Raw genomic sequence first — 14,162 nt, 5'->3', positions numbered from 1 at the left:
TTATGTTTGAATACTTAAATGGAGTAATTACATATATAGATCCAACCTATGTTGTTGTGGATGTTAATGGTGTAGGATATAAGGTCCAAGTTGCTAACCCATATCGTTATCAACAAGATGAAAAAGCCACTGTTTATGTTGAACAAATAGTTCGTGATAATGAACAGGCGCTTTATGGTTTTTATAATTTGGAAGAAAAAAAGATCTTTTTGCATTTAATTAGTGTCTCAGGTATTGGACCAAAGAGTGCTTTGGCTATTCTTGCTGGTCAAGACCTAAATGGCTTGATTCAAGCGATTGAAACTAATGATGTTAAGTTCTTAACTAGATTTCCTAAGATTGGTAAGAAGACAGCACAACAGATCATTTTGGATCTGGGCGGTAAAATATCACAAGGCCAAATGGTTCTTGGTGTTGAACCTACAGTGTTGAGCAATGGTAATCAAAACCTAGAAGATGGTATGTTAGCATTAGAGTCACTAGGTTACACAACTAGAGATATTGATAGGATCAAACCTAAGCTTATCAAGGAAAATTTCGATTCAGCAGATGGTTATTTGCGTGCCGGATTAAAATTGTTAACAAAATAAATATATTATAGATAGGAGGGAAATAATTGGATAATGACGAAAATGATCGTTTAACTGACGCTGATTCTTTGGATGACGAAGAGGATCTAGCGGATCAAACTCTACGTCCTAAAACGTTTGATCAATATTTGGGTCAAGAACGTGCAAAGCACGAATTAGATGTTTATATTAAAGCAGCAAAACAGCGTCAACAAACACTAGACCATGTGCTATTATATGGTCCACCTGGTTTGGGTAAAACGACACTGGCAATGATTATCGCTAATGAAATGGGCGTTAATATTCATACGACCACTGGTCCATCAATTGAAAAATCAGGTGATCTTGTTGCCGTACTTGATGAATTAGAGCCTGGGGATGTTTTATTTATTGATGAAATTCATCGTATGCCACGAGCAATTGAGGAAGTATTATATTCCGCTATGGAAGATTTTTATATAGATATAATTGTTGGACAAGGTACAGAGGCACGTTCACTTCATCATGAATTAGTTCCTTATACACTTATCGGTGCTACAACAACTTCAGGTAAACTCTCTGCACCTTTGCGTGATCGTTTTGGAATTGATATTCACATGGAATACTATTCTGAAGAAGAATTATCTAAGATAGTATTTCGTTCTGCTAAAGTGCTGAATATCAACGTTGATGAAGAGGGTGCACATGAGATTGCTCGTAGGTCTCGTGGAACACCAAGAATTGCCAATAGGTTATTGAAGCGTGTTCGTGACTTTGCTCAAGTTGCTGGTAGCGATACGATTGATTATGATATTGCTGAATCAGCCTTGAATCAATTACAAGTTGATGATGCAGGACTTGATCGACTTGATCGTAGAATTCTTTCGATGATGATTGAGCTATATAGTGGTGGTCCACTTGGAATTAAGGTTATTGCAGCTAATATTGGTGAAGACCAAGAGACTATTGAGTCAGTATATGAACCATATTTGATGCAAAAAGGATTTTTGAAGAGGACATCTCGCGGTCGTATTGTAACTAGAAAAGGCTATGAACATTTAGGCTATACTTATCCAGAAGAATAGATTGAAATGAGTTTTTAATTCGTTAAGAAAAGAGATAATTAATAATGACATTAACTACCGAAGATTTTGACTACGATTTACCAGAAGAACTTATTGCACAAACACCTATAAAAAATCGTGATCATTCACGTTTACTTGTTTTAGATCATAAAACTGGTTCATATGAAGATAAACACTTTTATGATATTTTGGATTACCTGAATCCTGGTGATGCTTTGGTTATGAATAATTCTCGAGTATTACCAGCTCGTCTCTACGGAACAAAGAAAGATACAGATGGTCACGAAGAAGTATTATTATTGAATAATATTGAAGGTGACAAGTGGGAAGTATTGATGAAACCTGCACGTCGTGCCAAAGTTGGTACAACAGTTGATTTTGGTGATGGTAAGCTTTCTGCCACTGTTTTGGAAGAACTAGAACATGGTGGGAAAATCATCGAATTCCATTACGATGGGATTTTCTTGGAGATATTGGAACAATTAGGTGAAACACCACTTCCACCATATATCAAAGAAAAGCTTGATGATCCAGATCGTTACCAAACAGTTTATGCTAAAGAAAATGGCTCAGCAGCAGCACCAACAGCAGGATTACATTGGACAAAAGAACTGCTACAAAAGGTACAAGATAAGGGTGTTAAATTAGTATACTTAACACTTCATGTTGGATTAGGTACATTTAGACCGGTTACTGAATCAGATATCAGCAAGCATATTATGCATTCTGAATTCTATCGATTAGATGAAGAGTCAGCTCAAACTTTGAATGATGTTAGAGAACATGGTGGTAAGATTGTTGCCACAGGAACGACTTCAATTCGAACACTTGAGACTATTGGTACAAAGTTTGATGGAGAGATCAAAGCTGACAGTGGTTGGACAGACATCTTCATCAAACCAGGCTATGAATGGAAAGTAGTTGATGAGTTTATAACTAACTTTCATTTGCCTAAATCAACATTGGTTATGCTTGTAGCAGCATTTACTGGAAGAGAAAACATTTTGAATGCTTATCAACACGCTATTGACGAGAAGTATCGTTTCTTTAGTTTTGGTGATGCGATGTTCATTAAGTAAAATGTGAAATGGGTTTTAAGTAAAAAGGAGAATATATGGAACCAGCGGTTAAATATACTTTAATTAAAAAAGAAAAGCATACTGGTGCACGTCTTGGAATGTTAGAAACGCCACATGGAACGTTTGAAACACCAATGTTTATGCCAGTTGGTACAGAAGCATCTGTTAAGAATATGGCTCCAGAAGATCTAGAGAAAATTGGAGCAAGTATTATATTGGCCAATACATATCATCTATGGCTTAGACCTGGTGAAGATATCGTTAAAGAAGCCGGTGGTTTACACAAGTTCATGAACTGGGACAAGGGTATTTTAACTGATTCCGGTGGTTTTCAGGTATTTTCATTAGCCAATACACGTGATATTACTGAAGCTGGTGTTCATTTTAGGAATCATTTAAACGGTCGCCGTGAATTCCTATCACCTGAAAAGGCTATGAAAATCGAAAATTATCTAGGCCCAGATATTATGATGAGTTTGGATGAGTGTCCACCATTTTTTGAGAGTTATGACTATATTAAAAAGTCCGTTGCACGTACTAGTCGTTGGGCAGAACGTGGATTAAAGGCACATCGCAATCCTGATTGGCAGGCACTATTTGGAATTGTTCAAGGTGCAGGTTTTGAGGATCTTCGTAAACAAAGTGTGGAAGATTTAACTAGCATGGATTTCCCAGGTTATTCAATTGGTGGATTATCAGTTGGTGAATCTAAAGAAGAGATGAACCATGTCCTAGACTTCACAGCTCCTCTACTTCCTGAGAACAAGCCTAGATATTTAATGGGAGTTGGTTCAACAGATGCGTTGGTTGATGGTGTAATACGTGGAATCGATATGTTTGATTGTGTTTTGCCAACAAGAATTGCTAGAAATGGAACTTGTATGACAACAAAGGGACGCTTAGTTGTTAAAAATGCTAAATACGCACGAGACTTTCGTCCAATAGATGAAGATTGTGATTGTTACGTATGTCGTAATTACAGTCGTGCATATATTCGTCATTTAATTAATGCAAATGAGTTATTTGGAACACATTTGACTAGTTATCATAATTTATACTACTTGTTAAATCTTATGAAGAATGTTCGTCAAGCAATACGTGATGACAATTTATTAGAATTTAGGGAGCATGTTTTTGAAGAATATGGTCTAAATAAAGAAAATGCTCGTAATTTCTAATATTATTTCTAATAAAAGAGCAATGTATGTGGTTAGACCGTTAAATCTTTGATACCATATACTTATGAAAACTATTAAGAGGTGGAAAATTTGAATTATTTAACATTAGGCGCTGCAGCAGGTGGATCAAACATGATATTTATCGTATTTATCGTAATCATGTTTGTTGGTATGTACTTTATTTCTATTCGTCCACAAAAGAAACAACAACAAAAACGTCAAGAAATGCTTAAACAAATGGACAAGGGTGACAAAGTTGTTACACTTGGTGGTGTTAAGGGTGTTATTGCATCTATTGACCGTGAGAATAAAGAAGTCGTTGTTGATTGTGATGGTATTTACTTAACATTTGATTTGAACTTTATTCGTAGAACTACTCCAGCCGCAACTGGAACAGTTAAGAGTGAAGATGCTCCAAAAGAAGTTACTCCAAAAGAAGAGACTACTGAAAAAGTTGCCCCTAAAGAAGAAGCTCCTAAAGAAGCAAAATCAGATGATAATACTGAAGATGTAAAACCTGAAGAAAAATCAGCTGATGCTTCAGATAAAGATGATGTAAAAGAAGATTCAGAAGAGAAATAAAGTTTTTTTGAGATTGAAGCGATAGTTTCAATCTTTTTTGTTGCCTTAAAGTGTACTCCAAGGTATAAGATGAATTTATAATAAGAATTATAACTAAAAGTCTTTATTAAAGATGTTTATCGATGCATGTTGTAAAATAGAGATATATATGACTTTATCAAAAGGAGTTTGGAAAATGGCTAAAGAAAAATCAGCAATTTTTATTATTTTTGGAGGTTCTGGAGATCTTGCTCACAGAAAACTCTATCCTGCCCTATATCGTTTGTACAAAGCAGGCGTATTAAAGGACCATTTTGCCGTAATTGGTACAGCACGTCGTCCCTGGAGTGATGACTATTTCCGTGAAACAGTGGTAACTTCACTTGAGAATTTGGACGATGATAAGCAAAAGATGGAAGAGTTTGCAAAACATTTCTTCTATCAATCACATAATGTTAATGATTCAAAACATTATATTGCTCTAAAGGAATTAGCTGCCAAACTCGATGATCAGTTTAGTGCTGGTCATAATCGTGTATACTACATGGCTATTGCCCCTAGATTCTTTGGTACAGTTGCCGAACACATCAACTCCGAAGGATTGAAGACAAAGAATGGATTCAATCGTCTAGTTATTGAGAAACCATTTGGTCGTGATCTAGCTAGTGCTTCAGAGCTTAATAATGACTTGTCAAAGGCTTTCCCAGAGGAAGAAATTTATCGTATCGATCACTATTTAGGTAAGAAAATGATTCAAGAAATTCCTAATATACGCTTGAAGAATCCTAAGTTTGACAAGGCCTTGAGTGGCAAATATGTTTCAAATATTCAAGTTACTTTAGGTGAATCCCTTGGTGTTGAAGATCGTGGTGGATATTATGAAACCTCTGGTGTCTTACGTGATATGGTCCAAAATCATATTATGCAGATCATCGGATCGATTGCCATGGATAAACCAGATGAAATGACAGCAGAATCTATTCATAAAGTTAAGACTGACTTATTCTCCAGCCTAAAAGTTCTTGATCCAGAAGAGGTCAATAGGGCCTTTGTTCGTGGACAATATGATACGGACCGTTTAGGTAAACAAACAGCTTATCGTGATGAAGAAAATGTTGATGATAATTCTAATATTGAGACATATGCTGCTGGGAAGATAGAGTTTGATGATGAACGTTGGGCAAATGTTCCATTTTATGTTCGTTCAGGTAAACGTATGCCAGATAAATCATCAAGAATTGATATCGTGTTTAATGACCAAGCTTCTAAACTTGGAATTAATCCCAATACAACGGTTAGTTTGTTGATTGAACCTGAGAACGGTCATAGTATTTTGGTCAATGGAATTGATTATCAGGATTCAAATCAAGATTTGATCAAGTTCCCAGAAGACAAAACATATTTTGATGACGCTCGTGAGGCTTATGAGAGTTTGATTATCGATATTTTGTCAGGTGATAGGATTCACTTTACTTTGTGGGATGAACTTCAAAGTACATGGAAGTATATTGATGTAATTAGAGAACAATGGGACCTAGAAACTCCCAAATTTCCTAACTACCTAAGTGGCACAATGGGTCCAGAGGCTGCTGATACTTTACTAGAACGTGATGGAAATTCATGGGTCTGGGATGACTAGGCCAGATGGTGGTGTACTATCGGATTTTTAAAAATACCAATTATAATTGAAGAAAATAGAAAAATCATCCATGTTGACATGGATGCTTTTTTCGCTTCTGTAGAAGAAAGAGCTCATCCACAATATAAAAATAAGTGCCTAATAGTAGCGCCAGATCCTAGAAAAAATCATCATCACGGAGTTGTAACAACTGCCAATTATAATGCTAGAAAATACGGTGCGCATTCAGCAATGCCTGCACAACAAGCAATAGAACTTATACCTCGTGATAAGTTGGTGATTGCTCCACCAAATTTTGAATTGTACCGTAAGACTTCTGATTATATTCATAATATATTCGGAGAAGTGACAGACAATTATCAATCGGTTGCACTTGATGAAGCATATCTTGATGTGACGGAGAACAAATTAAATGAATCCAATACTTTAAAAATAGCAAATTATATTCAACAAAGGATAATTCGTGAAACACAGCTGACTTGTTCAGTTGGAATATCTTATAATAAATTTCTAGCTAAGATGGCATCAGATTATCGTAAGCCGTTTGGTAGAACAATTATTTTGGGCGAGTACGCTGAGGATTTCTTGAGGCCAATTCCGATCGAGAAATTTAATGGAATAGGAAAAGCGATGCAACAAAAGTTGCATGACATGGATATTTACACTGGTGGAGATTTACAAGAACTAGATCAAGACGTGTTCATTAACACTTTTGGTAAAATGGGCTACATTATGTTCAAAAGAGTTCATGGAATCGATGATTCACCTGTTAATAGTCATAGAGTTCGTAAGTCGATCGGTCGTGAACGAACATATAATCAGAACTTAGTATTGAAGGAACAGATTGAAAAGGAACTTAATTTCTTGGCCGATTTGGTAAGTAAGGATTTGAAGAAACAACGTCAACACGGTAAGACGGTTGTTTTGAAATTACGTAATTCTGATTTTGATACGGTTACTAAACGTATGACTTTTCAAGATTATGTACAAGATAAAGATGAAATATATCGTATTGCCAAAGAGATTTATGATAAATTAGACATAAGCGATCAAAAGATAAGGCTTCTTGGCATTACTTTAACTAACTTAGATCCGTTATCTTATGAGGAAGTTTCTTTAAATTTATTTAAAACGGAGGATAATTAATGAATAGTTTCAAAGAGATTATTTCAACAATCAAAAAATATGACAAGATAGTTATACTACGTCATCAAAATCCCGATCCAGATGCTCTTGGATCACAAGTTGGGTTGGCAACAGCACTTATCCAGGCCTATCCAAATAAGAAGATATTAACTGGTGGACACAACGCTGAGGGTCTTAAATGGTTAGCAACAATGGACGAAGTCAGTGATGACGACTATAATGGTGCATTGGTGATTTGCGTTGATACTGCAAACACTCCACGAGTTGATGATGAACGTTTCAATGACGGGGACTTTTTGATTAAAATTGACCATCATCCTAATGATGAAGCATATGGTGGCCAATTAATTGTTAATACAGATGCTAGTTCATGTTCAGAAATAATTGCTGACTTGATCGATTCAACAGATGAATTAACTTTAACAAAATCCGTTGCGTATTATTTATATGCTGGTATAGTAGGTGATACTGGCCGTTTCATGTATCCAGCTACTACTCAACATACAATGAATGTTGTTGGAACTTTTATTAGCTTGGGAATTGATTTTTCCGGTATCAATCAAAATATGAATGAGATAACCTTGGCACAAGCCCAGTTACAAGGTGAATTGTTCAATCGACTACAAGTTGATGAATCAGGTGCTGCACTAGCCATCATCGACTTAGATTTAATGGAAAAATTGGGAATTAATCAAGAAAAAGCTAACTCAGTTGTATCAACTCCAGGTAGATTACATGAAGTAACTTCTTGGTTAGAGGCAGTTCAAAAAGATGATAAGACATATAGAATGCACTTGCGTTCTCAAGGCCCTATCATCAATGAGTTAGCCAAAGAACATGATGGCGGTGGACATCCATTAGCTAGTGGTGCAAATGCTAAAGATTTGGATGAAGTAAACCAAATGTTTAAGGAATTGATTGAGATCGTTAAAGATTTCAAATCGAAGGGTGAATAGATGACTAAATTTTCACAATATAATTTTAATGATGCGATAAACAAATCGCTCAAGGAGATACACTTTGAGGAACCAACTCAGGTTCAAGAAGCAGTAATCTCACTTGTTAACAAGAAGAAAGATATTATCGTTCAATCAGAAACTGGTTCTGGTAAGACTCATGCTTTCTTATTGCCAATTTTGAATGCAATTACTAAAGATCAAACTGTACAGGCTGTGATTGCAACTCCAAGTAGGGAATTGGCCTACCAAATATATGAAGATACGCAAGCAATTCTTAAGAATTATCCAGAAGAATATAATGCGTTTATCTATGTTGGTGGAGCTGATCGTGAACGTCAAAAGAGAAAGCTTGATGCTCATCAACCACAAATTGCGATCGGAACTCCGGGTAGATTATGGGATATGATTCGTGAGAATGATCTGCACGTTGAAAACGTTGAACGTTTCGTAGTTGATGAAGCAGATATGACTCTTGACATGGGATTCTTATCAGATGTTGATCATATAGCTAGCAAAATGCCTGAAAACCACGAAATGATGGTTTTCTCTGCTACAATTCCACAAAGACTTGAACCTTTCTTGAAGAAGTACATGAAGGGTCCACAAAGAGTCGAAATCAAGAACTCACATATTATCGCTAAAAATGTTGATAATTGGCTAATGTTTGCTCATGGCCGTGATAAAAAGGAAATGATCTATCAATTGATGACTTTAGGATCACCATATTTGGCATTGATCTTTGCTAATACTAAAAAATCAGTTGATGATATTTATAATTATTTAAAAGCTAAAGGACTAAAAGTTGCACGTATACATGGTGGTTTGACTCCTCGTGAGAGAAAACGTGTTATGAAGCAGATTGAAAATATGGAATATCAATTTGTTGTGGCAACTGATTTGGCTGCACGTGGTATTGATATACCTGGTATTTCACACGTTGTTAATGCAGAGATACCTGATGATTTGGACTTTTTCATTCACCGTGTCGGTAGAACTGGACGTAACAAAATGTCAGGTACTGCTATTACGTTGTATAATCCAGGTGAAGAAAATAAAATTGCTCAGCTTGAACATATGGGCATCAAATTTTCTCCAAAGGATGTAAAAAATGGAGAAATTGTTGAAGCATATGACAGAGATCGTCGTGTTCAACGTCATGCTACACAAGAAAAACTCGATCCAAAATTAGTTGGATTTGTTAAAAAACAAAAGACCAAGAAAAAGCCAGGATATAAGAAAAAGATTAGACAAGCTATTTCTACTGATAAACGTCAAAAGAACCGTATTAGAGATCGTCAAGAACGTAAGCAACTAAGAGATAAAAGACGTGGAAGTTAGTCATTGACTTTTTTTCAATCAGTAGTTAATATTTTCATTGGATATGTCTAATTATTAATACCTTAAGAGAAGGCTAGTTGATGAGAATGCCTAGGTAGTTTTAATTAGATGCTGCCAATTAAAATTGTAAATAATAATTATTGAGAGGCTAACGAAAATCGTTGCAAACAAGGTGGTACCGCGCAGTGGCGTCCTTGTAAGGCAACGGTTTTCTCTTTTTTTAAGGGGAAAATAATGAAAAAATTATCAAGTTCTGAAATAAGAAAAATGTTTTTGGATTTCTTTCAAGAAAAGAAACATATGATTGAACCTAGTGCTTCATTAGTTCCAGTCGATGATCCTACTTTATTGTGGATAAACTCTGGTGTTGCTACATTAAAGAAGTATTTTGATGGTACAGTGATTCCTGAAAATCCACGTATCACTAATGCTCAAAAGTGTATTAGAACTAATGATATTGAAAACGTTGGTAAAACTGCCCGTCACCAAACTTTCTTTGAAATGTTAGGTAACTTCTCAGTTGGTGATTATTTCAAAGAAGAAGTAATTCCATGGGCATTTGAATTTTTAACAAGTCCAGACTGGTTAGATATGGATAAAGATCTATTGTATGTAACCACATATCCTAAAGATACTGAAACACAAAAACTCTGGGCAAAAGTTGGAATCGCTCAAGATCATATTTTGAAGACAGAAGATAACTTCTGGGATATCGGTGAGGGTCCTTGTGGTCCTGATTCAGAGATTTTCTATGATCGTGGTCAATCATTCAATAATCTAGATGCAGATGATCCTGAAAACTACCCTGGTGGTGAAAACGAGAGATACCTTGAAGTTTGGAATATTGTATTCTCAGAATTAAACCATCTACCAAATGGTAAGTATGTTGAACAGCCACATAAGAATATTGATACTGGTATGGGACTAGAGCGACTTGTTTCAATTATTCAAGGAACAGAAACGAATTTTGAAACAGATTTATTCAAACCAATCATTGACCATGTTGCAACACTTAGTAATGGTCGTAAATATGGTGATAAAGCTGAAGATGATGTTTCGTTCAAAATTATAGCCGATCATGTTAGAACTGTTTCGTTTGCAGTTGGTGATGGAGCACTTCCTTCAAATGAAGGTCGAGGCTACGTTATTAGACGATTGATCAGACGTGCTGTACTTAATGGTAAAAAGTTAGGTATTAATGGACCATTTCTTTATAAGCTAGTACCAATTGTTGGTGAGATCATGGAGAGTTATTATCCAGAAGTTAGTCAACAAAAGGACTTTATTGCTAAGACAATCGAATTAGAAGAGAAACGTTTTTCAGAAACACTTAATGATGGTTTATCATTATTGAATGGTATAATTGAATCTCTTCATGAGAATAATAAAAAAATCATTAATGGTGCCGATGCATTCAAGCTATATGATACTTACGGTTTTCCATTGGAAATGACTCGTGAGTATGCTCATGATGAAAATATAGACGTTGATGAAGATGGTTTCAAAGCTAACATGGAAGAACAAAAGCAACGTGCCCGTGCTGCTCGTGGAAACCTACAATCAATGGGTATGCAAGATGAAACACTAATGGAAATCAAAACACCTAGTGAATTCGTCGGTTATAAAAACGTTGACATAAAGGCAACCTTGAAGAATATTGTTGTTGATGATTCTGAAGTAGAAGAGGTAGCTGAAGGAAAAGCACAATTGATCTTTGATAAGACACCTTTCTATGCAGAAATGGGTGGACAGGTTGCTGATATTGGTGGAATCTATGACAATAATGGTAATGAAGTCGCTGAAGTTATTGATGTACAACATGCACCAAATGGTCAAAATATCCATTTGGTAAATGTATCTACAACTTTAGAAAAAAATGTTGAATATCAATTGAAGATTGACAATGATTTCCGTGAAAAAGTTCGCCATAATCATACTGCTACACATTTACTAGATCAGGCATTACGTGATGTTTTAGGTTCAAGAACACATCAAGCTGGTTCTTTAGTTGAACCAGAATATTTGAGATTTGATTTTAACAGTAATGCTGCATTGACTGAAGAACAGATCAGTCAATTGGAAAAAATCGTAAATAAAAAGATTTGGGATGCTATCCCTGTAAAAACAGAAGTATTACCAATTGAAGAAGCCAAGAAAAAGAAGGGTGCTATTGCTTTATTCAGTGAAAAGTACGGAGATGTTGTCCGTGTCGTTGAAATTGACGATTATTCAACTGAATTCTGTGGTGGTACACATGCACGTAATACTTCAGAACTTGGATTGTTCAAGATTACTTCTGAATCAGCAATTGGTTCAGGTATTCGTCGTGTTGAAGCAGTTACTGGTGAAGAGGCATTTGAATACTTAAGTAATCAATTACAATTATTACAAGAAACGGCCAGAAATATGAAGGTCAATCAATTGAAAGATGTACCTGCAAGAGCAACTCAATTGATTGATGATAACAAAGCGTTGAATCGTGATAACCAAAACTTGAAGTTAAAACTTACAAGTCAAAAATCCGCTGAGGTCTTCAGTGATGTTGAAGAAATCAACGAGTTCAAAGTTATCGCCAATGCAATTCCAGCAGATATGGCCGCATTAAGACAGCTAGCAGATAAGTGGAAGAATGAACAGAGTTCTGACATATTAATATTGGGTGGAAGTGCTGATAAAAAAGCTAGTCTTGTTGTAGCCGTTAATAAGCATGCTCAAGACAAAGGAATCAAGGCATCTGATGTCATCAAGAAAATTTCTAAGGAAATTCAAGGTGGCGGAGGTGGCCGTCCTGATATGGCACAAGCTGGTGGTAAAAATCCCGCTGGTCTTACAAATGCGTTACAATTAGCCAAAGATGTTATTAAATCTTATTAAAGTGGGCTATAATTGTAATGAAATCTTTCTGGTCACTTAAATTTTGCTATATGGAGGTTTGCCATGAGTTCACTTGATAAAACAATGAGTTTTGATTTTAATGAAAACAAAGGCAAGGACGTCAAAGAAACATTACAAAGTGTTTATCAATCACTAGAGGAAAAAGGTTATAATCCAATTAATCAAATTGTTGGATACTTATTGTCTGGTGATCCTGCCTATATTCCGCGTCACAATGATGCGAGAAATCTAATCTTAAAACACGAAAGAGACGAGATAATCGAAGAATTAGTTAAAAGTTATCTCAATCAAGATAAATAATGCGCTTATTGGGATTAGACGTTGGTTCCAGAACTGTCGGTGTAGCCGCAAGTGACCTATTGGGATGGACCGCTCAGGGTGTTGAGATCATCCGTATTAATGAGGACAAGGAAGAGTTTGGCTTGGATCGTCTAGGTGAAATTATCGATGATAAAAAACCAACAGGGATTGTTATTGGTCTTCCTAAGAATATGAATAATACAGAAGGCCCAAGAGTAGAGAAATCTCGTGAATACGGTAAGATGGTGGTTGATAGATTTAACCTACCAGTAGACTTTATAGACGAAAGATTGACTACTGTTCAGGCAGAACGTATGTTAATTGATGAAGCGAATGTTTCACGTATGAAAAGAAAAAAAGTTATTGATAAAATTGCTGCAGAGATGATTTTACAAAATTATCTTGATGCAAAAGGCAAGTTAACGAAGGAATAGTTGCAAGAAACAGCAACTAAATTGAGGTGACGATTATGAATGAAAATCCAGAATCACCAAAGGATTTGGATGAAGTTACATTAAGTGACGACCAAGGTAATAAAGAGACATACAAGATTTTGTTTACCTTCGATTCTGAAGATTACCAAAAATCATATGTTTTCTTATACCCTAAAAATGATGAAGATTCTGATGAAGTAGAACTTCAAGCATATTCATTTGAACCAGATGCAAACGGTGATGTTACAGCCGGTGATCTTCTTCCAATCGAAGACGAAGAAGAATGGGATATGGTTCAAGAGGTTTTGAATACTTTCACAGCTGATGACGGTCAAGATCAATAGTTTATAAATTAACCATGGATCAATTATTTGTTGATTCATGGTTTGTGATTTTCTGTTATAGTTGTGAGAAATACTGCTTTTAGTAAAGAGAATGTGTAAGGGGATATAATGCTAAGTCTGTTACTTATTTTGTTGTTAGCCTATGGGTTTTACGTTGGTGCCCGACGTGGCCTAGTTATGCAAGCATTTTTTACAGTTGGATATGCAATCTTTTTTGTGATTGCTCTAGTTTCCTTCAAAGCTTTGGGTCCAAAATTTGAAATGATAGTTCCATACCCATCTGCCAGTTTAGGAAGTGAGTTTGCCTTCTTTTCAACTAAAGTTGGAATGGAATTGGATAATGCATTTTATCGTGCTTTCGCATTTATCTTTATCTGTTTTATTGGTTGGATAATAGTTCGTTTTGTTGGTCTTTACTTTAAGAGACTGACTTATTATCCAATGTTCAATGATATTAATCTATTGAGTGGGGGAATATTAGGATTAGTAGTTACTTATGTGACTATGTTTATGGTCCTTTTATTATTGGCAATGATTCCGGTTGATGGTATTCAAAATGCATTGCAACATTCATTTATGGCGTCAATAATGATTCGTTATACGCCAGGATTGACATCAATGATGACAGGTTTATGGATATAAAATAATAAATGGGC

General features: G+C 35.6%; 14 protein-coding genes. All 14 read left to right on the top strand.

Translation table 11 applies throughout. The features are described from left to right. Positions 1 to 2 precede the first annotated feature (2 nt). The gene (ruvA, locus tag BTM29_RS00190) at positions 3 to 590 is read left to right on the top strand and encodes a Holliday junction branch migration protein RuvA (protein ID WP_076613527.1); all 588 of its coding nucleotides are present in this window, start codon (positions 3 to 5) and stop codon (positions 588 to 590) included. A 26-nt stretch (positions 591 to 616) separates the two neighbouring features. Further along, on the top strand, positions 617 to 1,633 hold the full coding sequence (ruvB, locus tag BTM29_RS00185) for a Holliday junction branch migration DNA helicase RuvB (RefSeq protein WP_076613526.1): 1,017 nt from the start codon (positions 617 to 619) through the stop codon (positions 1,631 to 1,633). A gap of 44 nt (positions 1,634 to 1,677) precedes the next feature. Next, the gene (queA, locus tag BTM29_RS00180) at positions 1,678 to 2,712 is read left to right on the top strand and encodes a tRNA preQ1(34) S-adenosylmethionine ribosyltransferase-isomerase QueA (RefSeq protein WP_076613525.1); all 1,035 of its coding nucleotides are present in this window, start codon (positions 1,678 to 1,680) and stop codon (positions 2,710 to 2,712) included. Between the two features lie 35 nt (positions 2,713 to 2,747). Further along, entirely contained in the window at positions 2,748 to 3,890 is a 1,143-nt protein-coding gene (gene tgt, locus BTM29_RS00175) for a tRNA guanosine(34) transglycosylase Tgt (RefSeq protein ID WP_076613524.1), read from the top strand. A gap of 90 nt (positions 3,891 to 3,980) precedes the next feature. After that, positions 3,981 to 4,472, top strand: coding sequence for a preprotein translocase subunit YajC (gene yajC, locus BTM29_RS00170; protein ID WP_076613523.1), 492 nt, complete (start codon positions 3,981 to 3,983; stop codon positions 4,470 to 4,472). 175 nt (positions 4,473 to 4,647) lie between these two features. After that, positions 4,648 to 6,090: a glucose-6-phosphate dehydrogenase gene (zwf, locus tag BTM29_RS00165; RefSeq protein ID WP_076613522.1), complete on the top strand. Its 1,443-nt coding sequence runs from the start codon at positions 4,648 to 4,650 to the stop codon at positions 6,088 to 6,090. 18 nt (positions 6,091 to 6,108) lie between these two features. Continuing rightward, complete coding sequence (dinB, locus tag BTM29_RS00160) at positions 6,109 to 7,236, top strand: DNA polymerase IV (RefSeq protein ID WP_076613521.1); 1,128 nt, start codon at positions 6,109 to 6,111, stop codon at positions 7,234 to 7,236. Beyond that, on the top strand, positions 7,236 to 8,192 hold the full coding sequence (locus tag BTM29_RS00155) for a DHH family phosphoesterase (RefSeq protein ID WP_076613520.1): 957 nt from the start codon (positions 7,236 to 7,238) through the stop codon (positions 8,190 to 8,192). The genes dinB and BTM29_RS00155 overlap by 1 nt, the downstream gene beginning before the upstream one ends. Beyond that, positions 8,193 to 9,533: a DEAD/DEAH box helicase gene (locus tag BTM29_RS00150; protein ID WP_076613519.1), complete on the top strand. Its 1,341-nt coding sequence runs from the start codon at positions 8,193 to 8,195 to the stop codon at positions 9,531 to 9,533. It begins immediately after the preceding gene. A gap of 234 nt (positions 9,534 to 9,767) precedes the next feature. After that, a complete protein-coding gene (gene alaS / locus BTM29_RS00145) occupies positions 9,768 to 12,407 on the top strand; it encodes an alanine--tRNA ligase (protein ID WP_076613518.1) in 2,640 nt (879 codons plus the stop codon). Between the two features lie 63 nt (positions 12,408 to 12,470). After that, the gene (locus tag BTM29_RS00140) at positions 12,471 to 12,728 is read left to right on the top strand and encodes an IreB family regulatory phosphoprotein (protein WP_076613517.1); all 258 of its coding nucleotides are present in this window, start codon (positions 12,471 to 12,473) and stop codon (positions 12,726 to 12,728) included. After that, a complete protein-coding gene (gene ruvX, locus BTM29_RS00135; protein ID WP_076613516.1) occupies positions 12,728 to 13,162 on the top strand; it encodes a Holliday junction resolvase RuvX in 435 nt (144 codons plus the stop codon). The genes BTM29_RS00140 and ruvX overlap by 1 nt, the downstream gene beginning before the upstream one ends. A gap of 35 nt (positions 13,163 to 13,197) precedes the next feature. After that, positions 13,198 to 13,506 carry a DUF1292 domain-containing protein gene (locus tag BTM29_RS00130; protein ID WP_076613515.1) on the top strand — a complete coding sequence of 103 codons (309 nt, stop codon included), beginning with the start codon at positions 13,198 to 13,200 and terminating at the stop codon, positions 13,504 to 13,506. A gap of 108 nt (positions 13,507 to 13,614) precedes the next feature. Then, complete coding sequence (locus BTM29_RS00125) at positions 13,615 to 14,148, top strand: CvpA family protein (protein ID WP_076613514.1); 534 nt, start codon at positions 13,615 to 13,617, stop codon at positions 14,146 to 14,148. The last annotated feature ends 14 nt before the right edge of the window (positions 14,149 to 14,162 follow it).

Origin of the sequence: Companilactobacillus allii, assembly GCF_001971585.1 — a bacterium.
Taxonomy (GTDB): Bacteria; Bacillota; Bacilli; order Lactobacillales; family Lactobacillaceae; genus Companilactobacillus; species Companilactobacillus allii.
The sequence above is the reverse complement of the archived record's forward strand: the minus strand, read 5'-3'. Positions and strand labels throughout refer to the sequence as shown.